We start from the raw sequence: 19,684 nt of genomic DNA, 5'->3' as shown, positions 1-19,684 counted from the left end.
TACTATTTAATTACAATTGCAAAATAATGTCCATTGTGATAAATTATATAAGGTATGTATACACACATATGCAGTTAGGAGGGATTCGTATGTCAAGAAAATGTGTTGTTACTGGACGTAAAACTGGAACTGGAAACCACCGTTCACACGCTATGAACGCTAACAAACGTAAATGGAAAGCGAACGTACAAAAAGTTAGAATTATGGTTGATGGAAAGCCTCAAAAAGTATACGTTTCTGCACGTGCTTTAAAATCAGGAAAAGTTGAACGTGTATAATCGACTTTTTATACAAAAATAGACGTCATCGTCTTCATGACAATGGCGTCTATTTTTCTCGTCTTATAACGTGAATTTATGTAACATTTCTTGTAATTTTTGTCCAACTAAACTTAAGTCATGACTTGCACTTGTAACATCTTCCATTGCACTACTTTGTCCTTCAATACTCGCTACGGTTTTTTTCGTGTTTTCCACTACTGTATTAGTGATTGTTTCTACTTGTTTCATGATATCATTGACCTGATCACTTGTCGCTGCCATTTGTTGGGTGGAAGCAGATACATCTTGCATTTCATTCGTTACACATTGAATACTCATAATAATTTCTTCCATTGCTTTTGTCGTTTGTGCTGCAATATCAATTCCAGTCTCAGATTCTTGTTTTCCTTTATCCATCGTCACAACAGCCTGTTCAACATCCACATGAATTGTTTGAATTAATTGAGCTATTTCATCTACAGATTGTTTCGATTGATCTGCTAAGGTACGTACTTCTTCGGCAACAATGGCAAATCCTCTACCGTGCTCTCCTGCTCGTGCTGCTTCTATTGCTGCATTTAGTGCAAGCAAATTCGTTTGTTCCGCAATATCCGTAATCGCATATAACATTTCTTCAATACGCTTAGATTGGCTTACTAATCGTTGAATCACTTTTTCAATATCCAGATTTGTATCATTAATTGCTTGCATTTGTGTGACAACCTTTTCAATTGTTTCATGCCCTGCTTGTGCTTCTTCTAACACTTGGACAGCAGAGTTTGTTGCATTCGTTGCTGCACTAGCAATCGTTTCAATACCTGTATTCATTTCCTGCATATTCATAGCAGTCTGCTCCACATAATCATGTTGTGTTTGTGCACCAGTAGCGAACCCTTCCATTAATTGCTCCATTTGACGGTTCGCTTCTAATGATTGATCAGCACTTGCAAATAGTTCTTCGGATGAGGCAGCAACAAGCTCAGATGTTGTCGCCACTTGAGTCATGACATCTTCTAATTCTTCTACCATCACCTCGAATGATGTACTTAATTGACCAACTTCATCTTGACGATTATTTGGTAAAGAAGTAATTTGTTCACTTGCTGCTTTTAGATTTCCAACTGCAATTTTTTCTGCAATTTCTTTAATGGTCTGTAATGGACGCATTTGTTTTAACACATAATATAATAGACCAATAGATGTAACGATAAAAATAACGACAAATACAATTAAGACAATAGGCAATACCTTTTTCATTACATTGTCCGTAATTGTTTGTACTTTTTCTGCACTAATATCCACAGCAATGATACCAATAGCATTTCCATTTTCATCTTCCAACGGGGCTAATGCGGTTAAAAAATCCCCGTATATTTCATTTTCTCGTATTTCAGTAGAAATGATTGCACCATCTAAAACAGATTGTAATAACTCTGGACTATATGTCGTCGTTTCCTCTTTGATTGCTGTTTGAACTTCAGCATTTTCTGGCTGACCATTAATCATAACATATGACTTATCGTCTTCTAACGAAATCGTATATACGTACAGTAAATCCGCTTTTTCGCGAAAATCATTCATGGATGTTTTTAGTTCTCTATATACGTCATCCTCTTTTTGCTGTTCTAAAAATTGTTTATATGTCGGAACATCCATATAATTTTTACTATTTTCAACAGCCTCTTCTGCATATAATGCTAATGTTTTCTCCGTCGAAACCTTTCCCATATATTGAAGTAAAATAATTCCAACAATCATTAATAAGAAAATCATACTTAAAGTAATGGCAACCATTTTTATCGCTAAACTTTTCCTATTCCACTTAATCTTCACTATCAAACACTCCTTTATACCCATTTTATTTATTTTATATAGGAAACAATAACTATTATACAACTGAATTCTATTAATTCCAGTATTGTAAAATAGATAAAAAGTTCTGAATTTACTGTGAAAATAGTGAAATAGGTATTACATACATAAAAAGCCACACTTCCTAGTAGCTTACTACAAGAAGTATGGCTTTATTATATGTGACAATTTTATAATTATTTCAAACTAATTACGAGAACAAATGATATGACCTGAACGAATCAGCACGACATCGAAACTTACATCATATAATCACTCTTCATTCTTTTTTCCATATATTGATGAATAATTTCACTATATTGCTCATAAATCGCGGCAATTTTATCGTATAAAATTTCATTTATTTGCCTCCTCCATCGTTCAAGTTAGCTTGACATTTTTTCTACTAATATTCTATGTACAAAGCTATATTTTAGAACAATGGAAGCAAAATTAATCTAATGTTACTTGACGAATAGCTGTAATTGCAGCTGCACGGTCTTCCTTATTATATACTGCACTTCCAGCTACAAGAACATCAGCGCCTCTATCTGTACATAATTTGGCAGTGTCTACATTGACACCACCATCAATTTCAATTTCAAATGAATATCCATGTTCCTTTCGCAATGTATGTAACTTTTCAATTTTAGGAAGTACTTCATGAATAAATGATTGTCCACCAAATCCTGGATTTACTGTCATGACTAACACCATGTCCACAGTGGATAATATTTCTTCAATGCTTGATACAGGTGTCGCCGGATTAATGACGACTCCCGCTTTTACTCCATTATCTTTAATTAATTGTATTGTACGGTGCAAATGTCGACAAGCCTCTTGATGAACTGTAATAATATCAGCTCCCGCTTTAGCAAATGCAGGGATATACTGATCTGGATGTTCAATCATTAAATGAACATCTAAAGGTAATGTCGTAATTGGACGAATCGCATCTACAATAAGTGGACCAATAGTAATATTTGGTACGAAATGGCCATCCATCACATCGACATGTATATAATCTGCTCCACCACGTTCCACATCTTTTATTTCTTCTCCTAATTTTGCAAAATCTGCAGATAAAATCGAAGGCGCTATTTTTGTCATCCTTAATACCTCGGCTTTCTTTCCATTATTTCTTGTAAAAATTGTACGTAATGATCATAACGATACTGTTTAATTTCCTTATTTTCAACTGCTGCTTTTACAGCACATTTTGGCTCTTTAACATGTAAACAACTTCTAAATTTACAATAACTACTTATCTCACTTATTTCAACGAATCCATGCATCAATTGTTCATGGTCCATGTCATCAAAATCTATGGAACTAAATCCTGGGGTATCTGCAACTAATCCTTCTCCTACGTCGTGTAATTCCACATGTCTCGTCGTATGTTTCCCACGACCTAAACTCATGGAAATTTCACCTGTTTCAATCGATAAGGATGGATTAATCGTATTTAATAGAGTTGATTTACCCGCACCAGATTGCCCCATTAATACCGTAATCTCATTTTTTAATAATGTTTTTAAAAATGCGATTTCATCGTCTTTTTGTAAGCTAACGATGAACACATCGTAACCTAATTGTTCATAATCTGCTTTATATGCGTCCATCTTCATTAATTCTTTTTCTGTTGCAAGGTCTTTTTTTGTCATGACAATACATGGTTTAATTCCTTTTAATTCCGTGATGACAAGAAAACGATCCAACAAATATGGGTTGAAGGAAGGAGCAGTAATGGCATTTACAATTACTGCTTGTGTAATATTAGCAATAGGCGGTCGTACAAATTCATTTTTTCTTTCTTCAATTGTCGTAATATATCCTTCTAAATCGCCAGATTCCTTGAACCAAACATAATCACCGACAAGAGGAGTTATTTTTTTGTTCCGAAATACGCCTCGTCCTTTACAAGCATATAGTGCATTTTCAGTTTGAACATAATAGAATCCACTTAATGCTTTTACAATTCTTCCTTCTTTCATTTAATCCCCGTCCTCATATGATATCGTCTTATTTAAAATTTCTTCTCCATCCCGGACTACTTTATATGTCGCTTCCTCATCAGGATCGATCACTAAAGTTAAGGTATATTGCTCATCTTTTTTTATTTCTTCCACATACAACGGTTTATCCATCGATGTATTTTTATCCTCTACGAATACTTCTACCTTTTGGGTTGTTGCTAGTTCCCCATCTTCATCCTCTTTTGGTTTAAACGGGACCGTAAATGTAACAGAATGAGATTTTGCTGGCAATTCTTCCGGGCCGACAGACACCGTCACTTTAATCGTATCTCCCTCTTCTACATCTGTATTTGCTTCAGGACTCTGCCCCATAATTTTACCTTCTTCTACATCATCTGAATAATCTTCCGTTACTTCTAATTTTAAATTATTTGTTTCTGCATATGCTTTTACATCATTTAATGACTGACCAACTAAGTTATTTAAGCTGATTTTTTTAGGACCACCACTAATTTCAAATATAACTTTCGTTTCACTTGGAACAACATCCGATTTTGGTGCTGGTTGAATCTGGGTTAAAATTTCGCCAACTGAACGGTCTGATTCCTTTTCGTATGCAATAATATCTTCAAAACCTAACCCTTCTAATACTTTTTCTACTTGTGAAAATTTATCTCCGACATAATCGTCCATTTCCAATGTTTCTTTTCCATCACTAACAAACATTTTAACAATGGATGTCTCTTTTACTTTTTTCCCCTTAACAGGTGTCGTTTTTGTCACATATCCTTCTTCTACATCTTCAGAAAAGGTCATTTCTTTTTCGACTTCCAAGTTTAAGTCATCTAAAATATCTTCTGCTTCATCTGCTTCTTTGCCAACGACATCCGGTACTTCCACTTCTTTCGGGGTAGTAAGTAAAACAATAGCAATAATACTTATAATGACAAGTGCTAGTATAAGTAAAACGATTTTTGTTTTACGAAATCGCTTCTTCTTTTTCGGCTTTGCATCCTTTTCTTCCGCTTTTGCAGGTTTTTCTTCTATCTTTTTCGTTTCTTCCGCATGATGAACTAGTGTTTCATCTGCACTCGTATCTTTTAATTGATCATCTGTAATAACAGGAATTGCCTTTGTTTCCTCGCCAGCTTCAAATGGTGGTGTATATTTTGCTACATTTGCTAATGATGGATCTAATGCATGTACTAATGCATCTTCCATTTCATGTACGGAATTATACCGATGAAACGGATCCTTTGCTGTTGCTTGTAATATAATGTTTTCCACACTTTGAGGTACTTCAGACCGTAATGTTCTTACAGACGGTGTATCATTTTGTAAATGTTTCAATGCAATGGATATAGGTGACTGTCCTGAAAAAGGCACTTGTCCCGTTAGCAATTCGTATAATACGATACCTAAGGCATAAATATCTGATTTTCTTGTCGCCATCCCACCTCGGGCTTGTTCTGGTGATAAATAATGTACAGAACCTAATATAGAATTTGTTTGTGTTAAAGAGGTTGCACTTAACGCTACTGCGATTCCAAAGTCTGTTATTTTTACATTACCATATTCATCCATTAAAATATTTTGTGGCTTAATATCGCGGTGCACAAGTCCGTTTGCATGTGCATGTGCAATCGCATCTGTTAATTGTTTCATGATCTGAATCGATTGTTCCACGTCTAATGGTCCATGTTCTTGAATAAATTCTTTCAAGGTCGATCCTTCCACATATTCCATGACCATATATAAAATATTGCCTTCTTCCCCTACATCATAAATACTTACGATATTCGGATGCGTTAAGCTCGTTGCAGCTTGTGCTTCACGATCAAATCGCGCAATAAACTCAGGATCATTTGCGAACTCCAAACGTAACACTTTAATGGCTACTTCTCTATCTAAAATCACATCATGTGCTAAATACACATTAGCCATTCCACCGCCACCAATTGTTTTTTCTATACGGTAACGTTCATTTAAAACATGTCCTTCTAACATAGTTGATCACCTACTTTACCAATAGGTCGATTACGGACAATAGATATCGTTATATTATCTTCTCCGCCTCTTTTATTCGCTTCTTCAATTAATCCATTTGCAACTAGATCTATATCTTTCATTTCGCGTAAACCATGTTCCAATTCTTCATCAGAAACTTTATTCGTCAAGCCGTCAGAACATAATAATAAAAGATCATCTTCCTCCCAAATGATTGTTCTAACATCTGCTTGCGCTTGGTGGTCTGTTCCAAGAGCCCTTATCAGAACATTTTTTTGTGGATGTTTTTCCGCTTCTTCTTTCGAAATTTCCCCAGTACGTATCAATTCATTTACTAAAGAATGATCTTCTGTAATTTGATCAAATTTTTCACTCGTCAATAAATAACAACGACTATCACCAACATGTGCGACCGTTACAAATTCGAACGTACAAATTGTCATAACGACCGTTGTTCCCATTCCTTTTAATGAGTCATTTTCTTTTGATTGTTGTAAAATTTCTGCATTCATTTTATCAATCATATTTTTTAACCAAATTTCGGCTTCCATCGGAGTGACAAATCTCTCTGCATTTTTCCAAGCTTCACGTGCAAGTTGTACAGCGAGTTGGCTGGCCACTTCTCCTGCTTGATGACCTCCCATTCCATCTGCAACAATTGCTAAAGCTTGTTCATGTTCATTGATTAAAATAGCTCCCGCATCTTCATTAGTTGAACGTACTTGTCCACGATCCGTTTTTATTTTCCCATCCACATGCTCACCTCATTCCATCCTAGTCTATCTAAAAAAAAGAATTATTATGTGCAACATCTTTGCCTATTTTTTCACCAATCTTGTAATGAAAAATCCATCTGCATTCAGTGTTTGCGGAAATAATTGTATTCCTTTCTCTGTAATATGTGCTGCATCAGCAAACATTTCTTTACACATCGTTATAAATGATTTGTCTACTTTAAAATCTGTATGTTCCGCTAAAAATGCTTGAACAACTGCTTCATTCTCTATCGTATTAACTGTACATGTACTGTATATAAGTTTTCCATTTTGTTTTAATAATGGTGCAATTTCTTTTAATATAGCAATTTGTACTTTTTGTAAAGCTTCCATATCTTTTTCCTGTTTATGATATTTAATGTCTGCTTTAGAACGAAGTACACCAAGCCCAGTACATGGAGCATCCACTAGAATACGGTCGAACGTCTCATTTTCATGTTCTTCCCTTAATGTTCGAGCGTCTTTTGCTGCAACAGTAATATTTTCAATTCCAAGTCTTATAGCATTGTTTCGAATTAATTTCGTTTTATTTTTGTGTAAATCATATGCATAAATGTCCCCTATTTGATGCATCATTTCTCCAACGTATGTTACTTTTCCACCTGGGGCACTACATGTATCGAGTACTGTCATTCCTTCTGCTACGTCCAAACAATAGCTTGCAAACATCGAGCTATAATCTTGCACCGTTATATACCCATCTTTTAATAAATTTGTTTTCAATACATTCCCATGTACAATTTTAAGAGCATCTGGTACAAAAGTACATGCAGTCGCTTCTATCCCGTGACTTTTCAATCTTTCCATTACCATTTCACGAGTCGTTTTTAATTGGTTGACACGGATATACATTGGTTTTTTCACATTGTTTTTTATGCACATTTCTTCTGTTCGTTCATATCCATATGTTTGAACCCAATAAGAAACTAACCATGTAGGATGACTCGTTTTAATGGCTAAACGTTCTATTTGATTTGGGATCGTATCAAGACTAGGAGGACCTTGACGTTGAAATGAACGTAAAACACCATTCACAACACTAGAAATACCTTTATGACCTCGCTTTTTAGCAATTTCTACCGCTTCATTGATTACTGCATATGAAGGTATTTGATCCAAATATACTAATTGAAAAATAGACATACGTAATAAAACACGTACCCAATCTTGTAAATTTTTCTGTTTCGTTATAAATGGTTGTACATAAAAATCTAAAGTCATTTTTCTTTCAATTGTCCCATAAACAATTTCAGTTAATAAAGCTGCATCTTTTTCATGCACTTTTCCTTGATCTATTACTTGATTTATTAATAAATGACTGTAACTACCTGATTTCTCTACCCTTAAAAGAAGTTCTAATGCAACTTCACGTACATTTTTCATTTTGGTCACTCCAGCACCTGTCCTACTTGAAATAATTGTTTATTTCCACGTAACAACTCTTTCACGGACATTTTTTTCTTGCCTGCAAGTTGAACTTCTGTAATACGTACAGCCCTTTCATCTCCACATACCACATCAATAGCTTCCTCATCTACGTGGGCGATTTCACCTGCTCGTTTACTAGGATACTCATTGATAGATTTCTCGCCCCACCATACTTTCATCGTTTTTCCTTCATGTGTTGTATAGGCAACAGGCCATGGATGTAACCCACGAATATGGTTATACACCTCTTCTTGTGTACGAGTAAAATCGATTTTCTCTTGTTCTCGTGTTATGTTTGGAGCAAATGTCGCTTTTGTTTCATCCTGTTCTATGCGATCATTTGTTTTTTCAAAAAGTGCCGGCAATGTCTCTATTAGTAAGTGTGCGCCAATTTCGGATAATTTATCATGCAGCGAACCTACATGATCCTCTTCTTCAATCCGAATTGCTCGTTGTGAAATTATATCTCCAGCATCTAATTTTTCAGCCATATACATGATGGAAATACCTGTCTCTTTTTCTCCTTGTAAAATAGCGTAGTGGATCGGTGCCCCACCACGTAATTTCGGCAATAAAGAGGCATGTACATTAATACATCCAAATGGAGGATGTTCTAATAATTCTTTTGGCAATAATTGACCATATGCAGCTGTAACGATTAAGTCTGCATCATAGGCAAATAACGCTTCATAACTATCTTTTAATTTTTCTGGCTGGTATACAGGGATATCATGTTTCAAAGCTGCTTCTTTCACCGGTGGGGCTGTAAGTACACGTTTTCTCCCAACCGGTCGATCTGGTTGTGTGACGACTAAAACAACTTCATAATTTGCTTGTACTATACTTTCTAAAATAGGCACTGCAAAATGCGGTGTTCCCATAAAAATAATTTTCTTCATATTATATTCCTTTCTACATCAATTGATATGGATTCATATCGACTATAATTTGTACATTTTGCTTTCGCTCATCTTGTAATTGTTCTAAAATATGATCCATCTCTTTCTCCAATGTTGGTTCATAACGATATTTAACCATCAACTGGAAACGATATTTATTTTTGATTCGAGCAATTGGTGATGGTGTTGGACCTAAAATAATGGATTGTGCTTGTAATGTTGGTTGTAACATTTGTACGATCTTATTCGCGACTTCATGTACTTTAAACATATTTTCATGCGAAATCGTCACAAGCATTAAATAAACATATGGTGGATATTTAAAAGTTCGTCTTAATCGCATTTCTTTTTCATAAAACTCCATATAATTATACTTGCTTGCTAAGTCGATACTATAATGGTCTGGTGTATATGTTTGAACAATTACTTTTCCTTCTAATTCATGCCGACCAGCACGACCACTTACTTGTGTTATTAATTGAAATGTTTTTTCAGCTGAACGAAAATCTGGTAAATGTAACATCGAGTCTGCTGCTAGCACACCTACTAATGTCACATTTTCAAAATCGAGTCCTTTTGCAATCATTTGTGTACCGAGAAGAATATTCGCTTCTTTGTTCGAAAATTTTTGTAATAAGCGCTCATGAGCTCCTTTACGACGTGTTGTGTCGTTATCCATTCGAATGACGGATGCTTCAGGCATTAATTTGATCAATGCTTCCTCTACTCTTTCTGTTCCCGTTCCAAAAAAGCGAAATAATTCACTTTCACAGCTTGGACAATGTGCAGGCATTGGTTGTTCATGTGTACAATAATGACATTTCAAGCGATGATCTCCTTTATGGTAAGTTAAGGAAATATCACAATTCGGGCATTGCTCCACATGACCACAATCACGACATAAAGCAAAGGTGGAATAGCCTCGTCGATTTAATAATAAAACGACTTGTTCTCCACGTGCCATGCATGCTTTCATTTCTTCCATTAATGTCCGAGAAAACATCGTTCGGTTACCTGCATGTAATTCAGCTCTCATATCTACGATGTCTACTTTCGGCATTGGCTGATTATTTGTACGTTGTTCTAATGTTAGCAATGTATATACATCTTTTTTTGCACGAGCAAATGACTCCAATGTTGGGGTTGCACTACCTAGTACAACTGGGCAACTATGTAGAGATGCCCTTTTAATTGCTACATCTCTTGCATGATAACGAGGTGTTTCCTCTTGTTTATAGGTCGTTTCATGTTCTTCATCAATAATAATAATGCCTAAGTTTTCAAAAGGGGCAAATATAGCCGACCTTGCTCCAACTACGACTTGTACTTCTTTTCGTTGTATTTTCCTCCACTCATCATATTTTTCACCGGTAGATAATCCACTATGCATCACAGCAACTTTGTCTCCGAAGCGGCCTTTAAACCGCTGTACCATTTGGGGCGTAAGTGATATTTCTGGAACGAGACAAATTGCCTCTTCCCCACGATTTAACACTTTCTCAATCGACTGTAAATATACTTCCGTTTTTCCACTTCCTGTTACTCCATGTAGTAAAAATGTTGTATCTTGTTCCTCTTGGATTGATTCGTGGATACGATTCACTGCGATTTGTTGTTCATCCGTCAATGTTAAATTAGTCGTTTTCTCAAAGTCTCTATCATATGGATTACGATACACTTCTACTCTTTTTTCTGTTAAATATCCTTTATCTAATAACGGTTTAATATTACTTCGTTGTATATTTAATTGATCACAAAGTAACTTTTGGTCTATCGGATCTGGATATTCTATAAAATATGCGATAATTTGTTTTTGTCTTTTCGCGCGATTATCCATTTCTTCATATACCTTTTTTAATGTTGATTTGTCAGTAGGAATAATCATCGTTTTATACTGTTTTGTAATATTTGATGTAACAACATACACAACTTGTACTACTTTTTCATCTATAAGCTCTTTTAAGATTCTATGACCAAATTTTTCAATAAAATCATCATATGGAACGGATTGTTTTTTATGAAAAAATGCAGCCACATCCGTTGGCAACATACTATCATCTATTCTTTGTATCTCTTTATCATATGTGGAACGTAAAGCTTGAGGTAACATCGCTTTATACGTCGAAATATATAACGATAAAGTTTTATGGGCTAACCACTTCCCAACGTGCAATAATTCTTCCGTTAAAACAGGAGCGATATCTAACACATCGATTATTTCCTTCAATGTTTCATAGGAAGAATGATTGACAAGAGAATCGACAAATCCTGTAATTTTACGTGGACCAAATGGAATGACAACACGCATCCCTGGCTGCACAATTCCTTTTAATCTTTCTGGAATTTCATAATCAAATGTTTGATTCACCATGCTCGACGGTACATCCACGATTACTTTCGCAATATTCAAGGACGATCATCCTTCATATCATCTACAATTTTTTGCAAAATTTGTACTGAAATATCTTCTTTCGATGCTAATGGAATATGTGTCTCTTCTAGGTCTTTATTTACATATGTCACAATGTTTGTATCGTGTCCAAAACCGGCACCATCAGATGAAACGTTATTAATAACGATTGCATCTAAATGTTTTTTCTGTAATTTTCCAATACCATATTCGATTGGGTCGTTCGTTTCAGCGGCAAATCCAACAAGATATTGGGATGTTTTCTTTTCCCCTAATGACTGTAAAATATCTTTCGTACGCTCCATTTCAATGACTAAATTTCCACCTTGTTTTTTCATTTTTTGATCAAACGTTTCCTTAGGACGATAATCCGCCACTGCTGCTGCCTTAATAACAATGTCTACCTCTTCATAATAACGCCACATAGCATCATACATATCTTCCGCACTTATAACATCGACACGTGTAATATTCGGATGATGAACACCCAAACTCGTCGGACCAGCAACTAACGTTACCTTCGCACCAAAATTTGCTGCCGTTTCCGCTAGAGCGAATCCCATTTTTCCTGTCGAACGATTAGAGAAAAAACGAACAGGATCAAGTACCTCTCTAGTTGGACCAGCAGAAATTAACACATGTTTTCCAGCTAATAATTCAGCGTTTTTTTGGTGATCTTCAATAGCTTGTATAATCGTAAGTGGTTCTTCTAAGCGACCCTTTCCAACATACCCACATGCTAAATATCCTGCACCAGGTTCAATGAAATGAAAACCTAAACCAGCTAATTTTTTCATATTTTCCTTGATGACCGGATGATCATACATATGTACATTCATTGCAGGGGCAATATAAATATCTGCCCTTGTAGCGAGTAATATCGTCGTTAACATATCATCTGCAATACCGTTTGCTAATTTACTAATCATATTCGCTGTCGTTGGAGCAATGATTGCCACATCAGCCCAGTCGGCTAAATCAATATGTGCTATCTTTCTAGCATCTTTCTCATCAAAAGTATCGATAAACACTTCATTTCTCGATAATGCTTGGAATGTTAATGGTGAAACAAACTTCATCGCGTTTTCAGTCATGACAACTTTCACATCTGCGCCTAATTGTGTCAATTTACTTGTTAAATCACATGCTTTATATACTGCAATGCCTCCTGAGACACCTAGTAAAACTTTTTTATTTTTTAACATGCTGTATCACCTCTTTAAAATATAGACGTCAAATAATAAAGGAAAAAGACGAACGATTTGTTATCGTACCTTAGCCATTTAAAATAAAAAATTATTTAAACGGTTAAAGGCTCAAATACAAAGATCATGTTCGTCTTTTCTTACTTTCTATTTCCAAAAGTTTTTATGCCTCTTCTTTTAATACTAATTTTTCTTCTTGAATCTCTTCTAAAGCAATCCCAACGGGTTTAATCGATGTTGGATTTTCTATTGGTGTATTCCCTTCATCTTGCAATTCTCTTGCACGACGTGATGATATTGTTACCAGTGTATACTTTGAATCAATCTTCTTTAATAGGTTATCAATTGATGGTTCTAACATTTTTTGTTCATCCTTCCAATATTTTTTGATATGCTGCTTCAATTCTTTCTCTTTTACAATGTTCACTCGTAATAATTGCCTTTACTTTTTGAACTGCTTGATCTACATCATCATTGACGACAACATAATCGTATTCAGACATCAACCTAATTTCTTTTTCCGCTTCTTTTAGTCTATTACGAACAAGATCATCAGATTCTGTCCCACGTCCAATAATTCGATTTTTTAATTCTTCCAAACTAGGTGGAAATAAAAAGATAAAGACACCTTCAGGGAAGTTTTCCTTTACTTGTAATGCACCTTGTACTTCAATCTCAAGGAATACATCGTTTCCTTTTTCTAATTGTTCTTCCACATATGCACGTGGTGTACCATAATAGTTCTGAACATATTGTGCATGTTCCAATAGTTCTCCATTTTGAATCATTGCCTCAAATTGTTCTTTCGTTGTATAAAAATAATCGATACCTTCTTGTTCGCCCGTACGTTTTTCTCTCGTCGTTGCTGACACCGAATATTTTAAATGTGTTTCCTGTTCAAATAAATGTTGTCTTACCGTCCCTTTACCGACACCTGATGGTCCAGATAAAATAAATAAAATACCTTTCTGTTCAAACAACCTGTATCCTCCTAATTAGTCTTCTGTCATCTCATCTTGCGTTAATACTCTTTGTCCAACTGTTTCAGGTTGTACAGCTGATAAAATAACATAGGAACTATCTGTAATAATGACTGCTCTCGTTCTTCTACCATATGTCGCATCAATTAAATTATTATTCTCTCTCGCTACTTGAACAATTCTTTTAATCGGTGCTGATTCTGGTGACACAATGGAAATGATTCGATTTGCTGAAACAACATTTCCAAATCCGATATTAATTAGTTGTAAAGCCAAAATTGCACCCCCTAATAGTATACCATGAATGTTTCATTCTATATTTTGAACCTGTTCTTTAATTTTTTCGTTTTCACTTTTTAATGTAACGACTAATTCACTCATCAATGGATCAATGGACTTTGAACCAATCGTATTTATTTCCCTGTGTATTTCTTGATTAATAAAATCTAATTTTCTTCCAACCGCACCTTCTTCTTTCAACACATTGGTGAAATGTCGAAAATGACTTTGTAAGCGAGTAATTTCTTCGGTAATCTCGCCTTTCTCGGCTAAAAGTGCAATTTCTTGCAATACATTTGTTCCTTCTATTTGTATATGTTCGCCTATGTAAGTTTCAATTCTCTCTTGAATACGGGATTTATACGCCTCCATGATGATGGGAGCACGCTCTTTTATTTGTTCAACGAGATCTTTCATTGTATGAAGCCGGTTCATGATATCTTTGAGTAAAAAGTTCGCTTCTTCTTCCCGTTTTCTCTTCACTTCATTTAATACATCTTCCATACAATGAAAAAATTTCTCCTGAAATGCATCAAGCTTTTTAGGTTTTTCTTGCACAGAAAAAATGTCTTCATGATGAATAAAGGAATGAATGGAAAGGTCGTTTTTCAATCCATATGATGACATTAACTCAGTTGCCTTATTCAAATAGGCCTGTAGCAATGGTTCATCTACATGTAACTCTTTTTCCATAAATGCATCTCCAGCTATCGATACATATACTTCCACTCTTCCTCGTAAAAAATAACGTTGAATGAGTTGTTTCATATCTAATTCGAAAGCCTGTAATATACGAGGCATTTTTGGAACAAAGTCTAAGTAACGACTATTGATTGTTTTTATTTCGATCGTACAAGTTGTATTCCCTACATGGAACTCACTTATACCGTATCCTGTCATACTCATTACCATTATCATCACTCCAATAATTTATATTATACAATTTTACGTGAAAATTCTCTATTAATATGTGATGATAAGGAATGTTTTAAGAAATGTTATTTTTTGCGATGTTTCGTGAAAATACTAACAATAGTAGGAATACTCCCTAATAACACTATCATACCCCAATCTCCCTTTAATAAAGGAACCGTTTGGAAAATTTGTTGTAAAAATGGGACATATAACACGACCAATAATAAAACAAGTGATGAAAGAACTGCACCTACTAAATATAGATTACCAAAAGGGGATCTCGTCCATATCCCTCTTTCATTTCGGCAATCAAAAACATGAATCAATTGTGCAACAATAATCGTTGAAAATGCAATCGTTCTTGCATAGGTAATATCATTCGATATGTGGTAACTGACAATAAAAGCAATTAATGAAACAAGTCCAATTAATAATCCTCTCGAAATGATTTTCCAACCTAATCCTCTTGACAAAATCCGTTCATTTGGATGCCGAGGTTTTTCATTCATGACATTTTTTTCTGGTCTATCCATACTTAATGCCATTGCTGGTAAACCATCCGTTACTAAATTGACCCATAATATTTGCACTGGGATAAGTGGCAATGGATACGACAATAAAATTGCAAACAACATTAATATGATTTCTCCAACATTCGAGGTTAATAAATAGCGAATAAATTTTCGAATATTTTCATATATATTTCGTCCTTCTTTGATCGCTTCCTGTAAGGTTATAAAATTATCATCCATTAATACGATAGAAGAAGCTTCTTTCGTTACATCTGTTCCAGTAATCCCCATACTTATTCCGATATTACTCTGTTTTATTGCTGGTGCATCATTCACCCCATCCCCTGTCATTGCCACGATATGTCCTTTTGCTTGAAATGCTTCTACAATGCGCAATTTATGTGTAGGAGTGACACGTGCAAATACATTTATGTTGGAAACTACTTCTTGTAGCTTCGCATCTGACATATGTTCTAATGTTTTTCCATCCAACACTTCATTATGAGTATCGTTTACAATGCCTACTTCTTTCGCAATCGCACTTGCTGTAAGTGGATGATCTCCAGTAATCATTACCGTTTGAATACCCGCATTTCGACATGTAGCGATTGCTTTTTTCACTCCTTTACGAGGTGGATCAAATAATCCATACATCCCTAAAAAAATACAATCATTTTCATCTACTGTGGAGCCTTTTATTTCTTTCATTGCAATTGCAATAACACGATACGCTTTTTCTGCCATATGTTCCGCCGCTTTTTGCAACTTCCTATTGTCGGCGGATCGTTTTTTTCCAGCAGTATCTAGCTGGTAACGACTTCGTGGAATAATTTCCTCTGGTGCTCCTTTCATAATAAAATATCTTTTTCCATCTTCACCTTCTACAATGGTATGCATTCGTTTTTTTAACACATCGAAAGGTTCCATTGTCACTTTGTCGTATTTTTCATCTTCTACGTAAGAGATACCATAATTTCTCGCTGCAATTAATATTGCCCCATCTGTTGGATCCCCATCTACAACATAAGCGCCACGTTTCACTTGTAAACTCGCTTCATTACATAATGCGCCAAACTGTAACATTTGTTGTACATTGTTTGAAGAAATATTTTTGGGTAGACTACTTTGTAAAAGGTCATCGAATGCAATATATTGTCCATCCATATATAATTCTTTTACGACCATTTTATTTTCTGTAATCGTCCCTGTTTTATCTGTACAGATTACAGACGTACAACCTAATGTTTCAACAGATGATAGTTTACGTACTAAAACTTTCCTACGTAACATTCGTTGTACTCCTAAAGATAAAGTGACAGTGACGATGGCTGGTAACCCTTCAGGGATGACTGCAACTGCCAACGATATACCAATTAAAAACATATCATACATCGGTTTCCCGTCATATAATCCAATTAATACGGTTAATATCGTTAAAGCTAACACAATATAAATTAATACTTTACCTAAATCAGCTAGTTTTCGTTCCAAAGGTGTAGTAGTAACCGTTGTTTTTTCTAATAGCTGTGCAACTTGTCCGATTTCCGTCTGCATTCCTGTGCGAACAATGATTCCAACACCACTTCCTTTTCGAACGAGCGTACTTTTAAATGCCATATTCGTTTGGTTATGAATTTCTTCTCCATGATGAGTAAGTGCTGCTTCTTGTTTATGTACTGGCGCAGATTCACCCGTCAAAATTGCTTCATCGATTTGTAATGCATTGACATGAACCAACCGAATATCTGCTGGTACTCTATCCCCTGTACGTAGTGCAACTACATCGCCAATAACCGCTTCCTTCGCTTGAATCGTCTTCCACTCTCCATTTCGGAGAACACGCATTTCAGGTGCTGATAATGCTTTTAATTGTTCCAATGATCGTTCTGCTTTTCTTTCTTGAAAAAAACCGATACATCCATTTAATAACACAATTAACAATATAGCTGTTGCATCAATATATTCTCCTAAAATTGCAGCTATAAATGTTGCAGCAAATAAAATAAGAACCAAAAAATCTTGAAATTGTTTCATCCATAAGACAAGAATGGATGGTCTTTCTGCCTCTTGCATCAAATTTTCGCCATATTTTTTTCGTCTTTCATCTATTTGGGTTTGTAATAGCCCCCTTTTATGAAATACATGTAATTTTCGTTCCACTTCATTTACCGGTAATTTATACCATTCCATTTACACCCCACCTATCTAACATTCTTTTTCATATATATGCAGTGGGACAATGATTAATGATATAATAGAGGACGAGGTGAAGGAAATGCCATTTGATGGAATTGTTACACGAGCTGTAACAGAAGATTTACAACAAAGTTTAATCGGTGGAAGAATTAATAAGATTTATCAGCCGACAAATTACGAAATTATTATGACGGTTCGTAACAATCGAACAAATTATACATTGTTATTATCGATTCATCCGTCCTATGCTCGTATTCATTTGACGAAGGACAAATTTCAATATCCGAATGAACCTCCAACTTTTTGTATGGTTCTTCGTAAACATTTAGAAAGTGCCATTATTGAAAGTATTGAACAATACGGCCTAGAAAGAATGGTTTCCATCAAAGTAAAAGGTTTTAATGAAATTGGAGATCCTATTACAAAAACGTTTATATTAGAAATTATGGGACGCCATAGTAACATACTTCTATTAAATGATGATGAAACAAAAATTATTAATTGTATGAAACATGTACCACCATATCAAAATAGTTACCGAACATTATTACCTGGTGCCGATTATAAACGACCACCATCACAAGAAAAGATTGACCTATTACAACATTCCAGTGAAAAAATCGTTTATAAGCTCGATTTTAATCAAGGTAAAATAGACCAACAACTCGTTCAAATTGTCACTGGTATTTCACCATTTATAGCAAAAGAATTGGTTCACAAAGCACACTTAGGAGCGCAAAAGGAATTTATAAAGGCAATGGATACCTTTCAAGCGCAGGTTCGAACCAATCAATTCGTTCCAACTATTTATCGAAAGGACCGGGAAGATTTCCACGTACTCCCCATCACATATTTGAACGGGGATACGATACAATTTGATAGTGTTCATGAGATGCTAGATGCCTTTTATTCTAATAAAGCAGAACGTGATCGTGTGAAACAGCAAGCAAAAGATTTAGAACGAATCGTAAAAAATGAGTTGCAGAAAAATAAAAAGAAACTACTCATTCATGAAAAAACAATTAAAAAAGCGAAAAAAGCAGATCTACTTCAAAAACAAGGCGAATTATTAACAGCACATTTGCATCTCGTTCAAAAGGGAGATTCTTCCGTTACGGTCATAGATTATTATGATCCCGAACAACGTGAAATGACGATTGAATTATTAACGGATAAAACTCCGAGTGAAAATGCTCAACGTTTCTTTAAACAATATCGAAAATTAGTAATTGCTAAAGATATTGCTGCAACAGAAATGATGAAAACGAAAAAAGAAATAGCATATTTAGAAGAAATTGAGCAACAAATCGCTACCGCTCGTGATGAAGATATTGACGATATACGGGAGGAACTAAGAGAAGAAGGATATATTAAAAAACAAAAAGGAAAACAAAAGCGTAGAAAGAAACCTACACCAGAACATTTCATTTCTTCTGATGGAACAGATATTTATGTCGGTCGAAATAATATACAAAATGAATATGTTACACATAAATTAGCACATCGTGAAGACATATGGTTACACACGTTAAATATTCCCGGTTCACATGTGATCATTAAAGACTCAAATCCAAGTGAAGAAACGCTTTATGAAGCAGCACAAATTGCTGCCTACTATAGTAAGGCTCAATTTTCTGCTAGTGTTCCTGTCGATTATACGAAAGTAAAATATGTGAAAAAACCATCTGGTAGTAAACCTGGATTTGTCACATATACAGATCAAAAAACCATTCACGTTACACCAGTAGAATCAACTATAAAACAATTAAAAGTGAAGTGATTATCTAAATGAGATCTGTCGTTGCTTTACGATGCTCAAGTAGATCATTGTGTATCATTATATCACTACTGAAATATACTTAGCTTCCTTCTGCGCCTCCGTCTTGCCGTACGTTTGCTTAGCAAAACTTCATTTGACAGGAAGATATGAATATTTTCTTATTTGATGTTTCTATTGCAAGATTTGAGACACCCATCTATGTAACTTAAG

At 35.1% G+C, this 19,684-nt stretch carries 17 protein-coding genes; 2 read left to right on the top strand and 15 right to left on the bottom strand.

Annotation, left to right across the window (positions count from 1 at the left end; all coding sequences use genetic code 11):
- The first annotated feature begins 89 nt into the window (after positions 1 to 89).
- Entirely contained in the window at positions 90 to 278 is a 189-nt protein-coding gene (gene rpmB / locus WKT09_RS07905) for a 50S ribosomal protein L28 (RefSeq protein WP_336265770.1), read from the top strand.
- Between the two features lie 63 nt (positions 279 to 341).
- Here rpmB and WKT09_RS07900 read toward each other — a convergent pair whose 3' ends face one another.
- The 15 genes from WKT09_RS07900 to WKT09_RS07835 form a co-directional block, all read right to left on the bottom strand.
- Complete coding sequence (locus tag WKT09_RS07900; RefSeq protein ID WP_340415521.1) at positions 342 to 2,093, bottom strand: methyl-accepting chemotaxis protein; 1,752 nt, start codon at positions 2,091 to 2,093, stop codon at positions 342 to 344.
- Positions 2,094 to 2,391: 298 nt separating this feature from the next.
- Positions 2,392 to 2,472 (bottom strand): stage V sporulation protein SpoVM, encoded by an 81-nt coding sequence (gene spoVM, locus WKT09_RS13810; protein WP_442961977.1) that lies wholly within the window; start codon positions 2,470 to 2,472, stop codon positions 2,392 to 2,394.
- Between the two features lie 92 nt (positions 2,473 to 2,564).
- Entirely contained in the window at positions 2,565 to 3,221 is a 657-nt protein-coding gene (rpe, locus tag WKT09_RS07895; RefSeq protein WP_340415520.1) for a ribulose-phosphate 3-epimerase, read from the bottom strand.
- 2 nt (positions 3,222 to 3,223) lie between these two features.
- Entirely contained in the window at positions 3,224 to 4,105 is an 882-nt protein-coding gene (rsgA, locus tag WKT09_RS07890; RefSeq protein WP_340415519.1) for a ribosome small subunit-dependent GTPase A, read from the bottom strand.
- Complete coding sequence (gene pknB, locus WKT09_RS07885; protein WP_340415518.1) at positions 4,106 to 6,094, bottom strand: Stk1 family PASTA domain-containing Ser/Thr kinase; 1,989 nt, start codon at positions 6,092 to 6,094, stop codon at positions 4,106 to 4,108. It lies immediately after the preceding gene.
- The gene (locus WKT09_RS07880) at positions 6,088 to 6,849 is read right to left on the bottom strand and encodes a Stp1/IreP family PP2C-type Ser/Thr phosphatase (RefSeq protein WP_340415517.1); all 762 of its coding nucleotides are present in this window, start codon (positions 6,847 to 6,849) and stop codon (positions 6,088 to 6,090) included. Before WKT09_RS07880 ends, pknB begins: the two co-directional genes overlap by 7 nt.
- A 63-nt stretch (positions 6,850 to 6,912) precedes the next feature.
- Complete coding sequence (gene rsmB, locus WKT09_RS07875; RefSeq protein ID WP_340415516.1) at positions 6,913 to 8,253, bottom strand: 16S rRNA (cytosine(967)-C(5))-methyltransferase RsmB; 1,341 nt, start codon at positions 8,251 to 8,253, stop codon at positions 6,913 to 6,915.
- Positions 8,254 to 8,258: 5 nt separating this feature from the next.
- Positions 8,259 to 9,197, bottom strand: a complete 939-nt coding sequence (gene fmt / locus WKT09_RS07870; protein ID WP_340415515.1) for a methionyl-tRNA formyltransferase — start codon at positions 9,195 to 9,197, stop codon at positions 8,259 to 8,261.
- 13 nt (positions 9,198 to 9,210) lie between these two features.
- Positions 9,211 to 11,607: a primosomal protein N' gene (priA, locus tag WKT09_RS07865; protein WP_340415514.1), complete on the bottom strand. Its 2,397-nt coding sequence runs from the start codon at positions 11,605 to 11,607 to the stop codon at positions 9,211 to 9,213.
- Positions 11,604 to 12,812: a bifunctional phosphopantothenoylcysteine decarboxylase/phosphopantothenate--cysteine ligase CoaBC gene (gene coaBC / locus WKT09_RS07860; protein ID WP_340415513.1), complete on the bottom strand. Its 1,209-nt coding sequence runs from the start codon at positions 12,810 to 12,812 to the stop codon at positions 11,604 to 11,606. The genes priA and coaBC overlap by 4 nt, the downstream gene beginning before the upstream one ends.
- A gap of 163 nt (positions 12,813 to 12,975) precedes the next feature.
- A complete protein-coding gene (gene rpoZ, locus WKT09_RS07855; protein ID WP_340415512.1) occupies positions 12,976 to 13,173 on the bottom strand; it encodes a DNA-directed RNA polymerase subunit omega in 198 nt (65 codons plus the stop codon).
- 7 nt (positions 13,174 to 13,180) lie between these two features.
- Positions 13,181 to 13,792 (bottom strand): guanylate kinase, encoded by a 612-nt coding sequence (gene gmk / locus WKT09_RS07850; RefSeq protein WP_340415511.1) that lies wholly within the window; start codon positions 13,790 to 13,792, stop codon positions 13,181 to 13,183.
- Positions 13,793 to 13,807: 15 nt separating this feature from the next.
- Positions 13,808 to 14,068 (bottom strand): extracellular matrix/biofilm regulator RemA, encoded by a 261-nt coding sequence (gene remA / locus WKT09_RS07845; RefSeq protein ID WP_336265782.1) that lies wholly within the window; start codon positions 14,066 to 14,068, stop codon positions 13,808 to 13,810.
- Between the two features lie 33 nt (positions 14,069 to 14,101).
- Positions 14,102 to 14,983 (bottom strand): YicC/YloC family endoribonuclease, encoded by an 882-nt coding sequence (locus WKT09_RS07840; RefSeq protein ID WP_340415510.1) that lies wholly within the window; start codon positions 14,981 to 14,983, stop codon positions 14,102 to 14,104.
- Between the two features lie 86 nt (positions 14,984 to 15,069).
- Positions 15,070 to 17,688 carry a cation-translocating P-type ATPase gene (locus tag WKT09_RS07835; RefSeq protein WP_340415509.1) on the bottom strand — a complete coding sequence of 873 codons (2,619 nt, stop codon included), beginning with the start codon at positions 17,686 to 17,688 and terminating at the stop codon, positions 15,070 to 15,072.
- A 49-nt stretch (positions 17,689 to 17,737) separates the two neighbouring features.
- On the opposite strand from WKT09_RS07835, the gene WKT09_RS07830 reads away from it, so the two are divergent.
- On the top strand, positions 17,738 to 19,474 hold the full coding sequence (locus WKT09_RS07830) for an Rqc2 family fibronectin-binding protein (protein ID WP_340415508.1): 1,737 nt from the start codon (positions 17,738 to 17,740) through the stop codon (positions 19,472 to 19,474).
- Positions 19,475 to 19,684 lie beyond the last annotated feature (210 nt).

The organism is Pseudogracilibacillus sp. ICA-222130 (assembly GCF_037892545.1).
Taxonomy (GTDB): domain Bacteria; phylum Bacillota; class Bacilli; order Bacillales; family Amphibacillaceae; genus Pseudogracilibacillus.
This window is presented reverse-complemented; position numbering and strand designations above follow the sequence as displayed.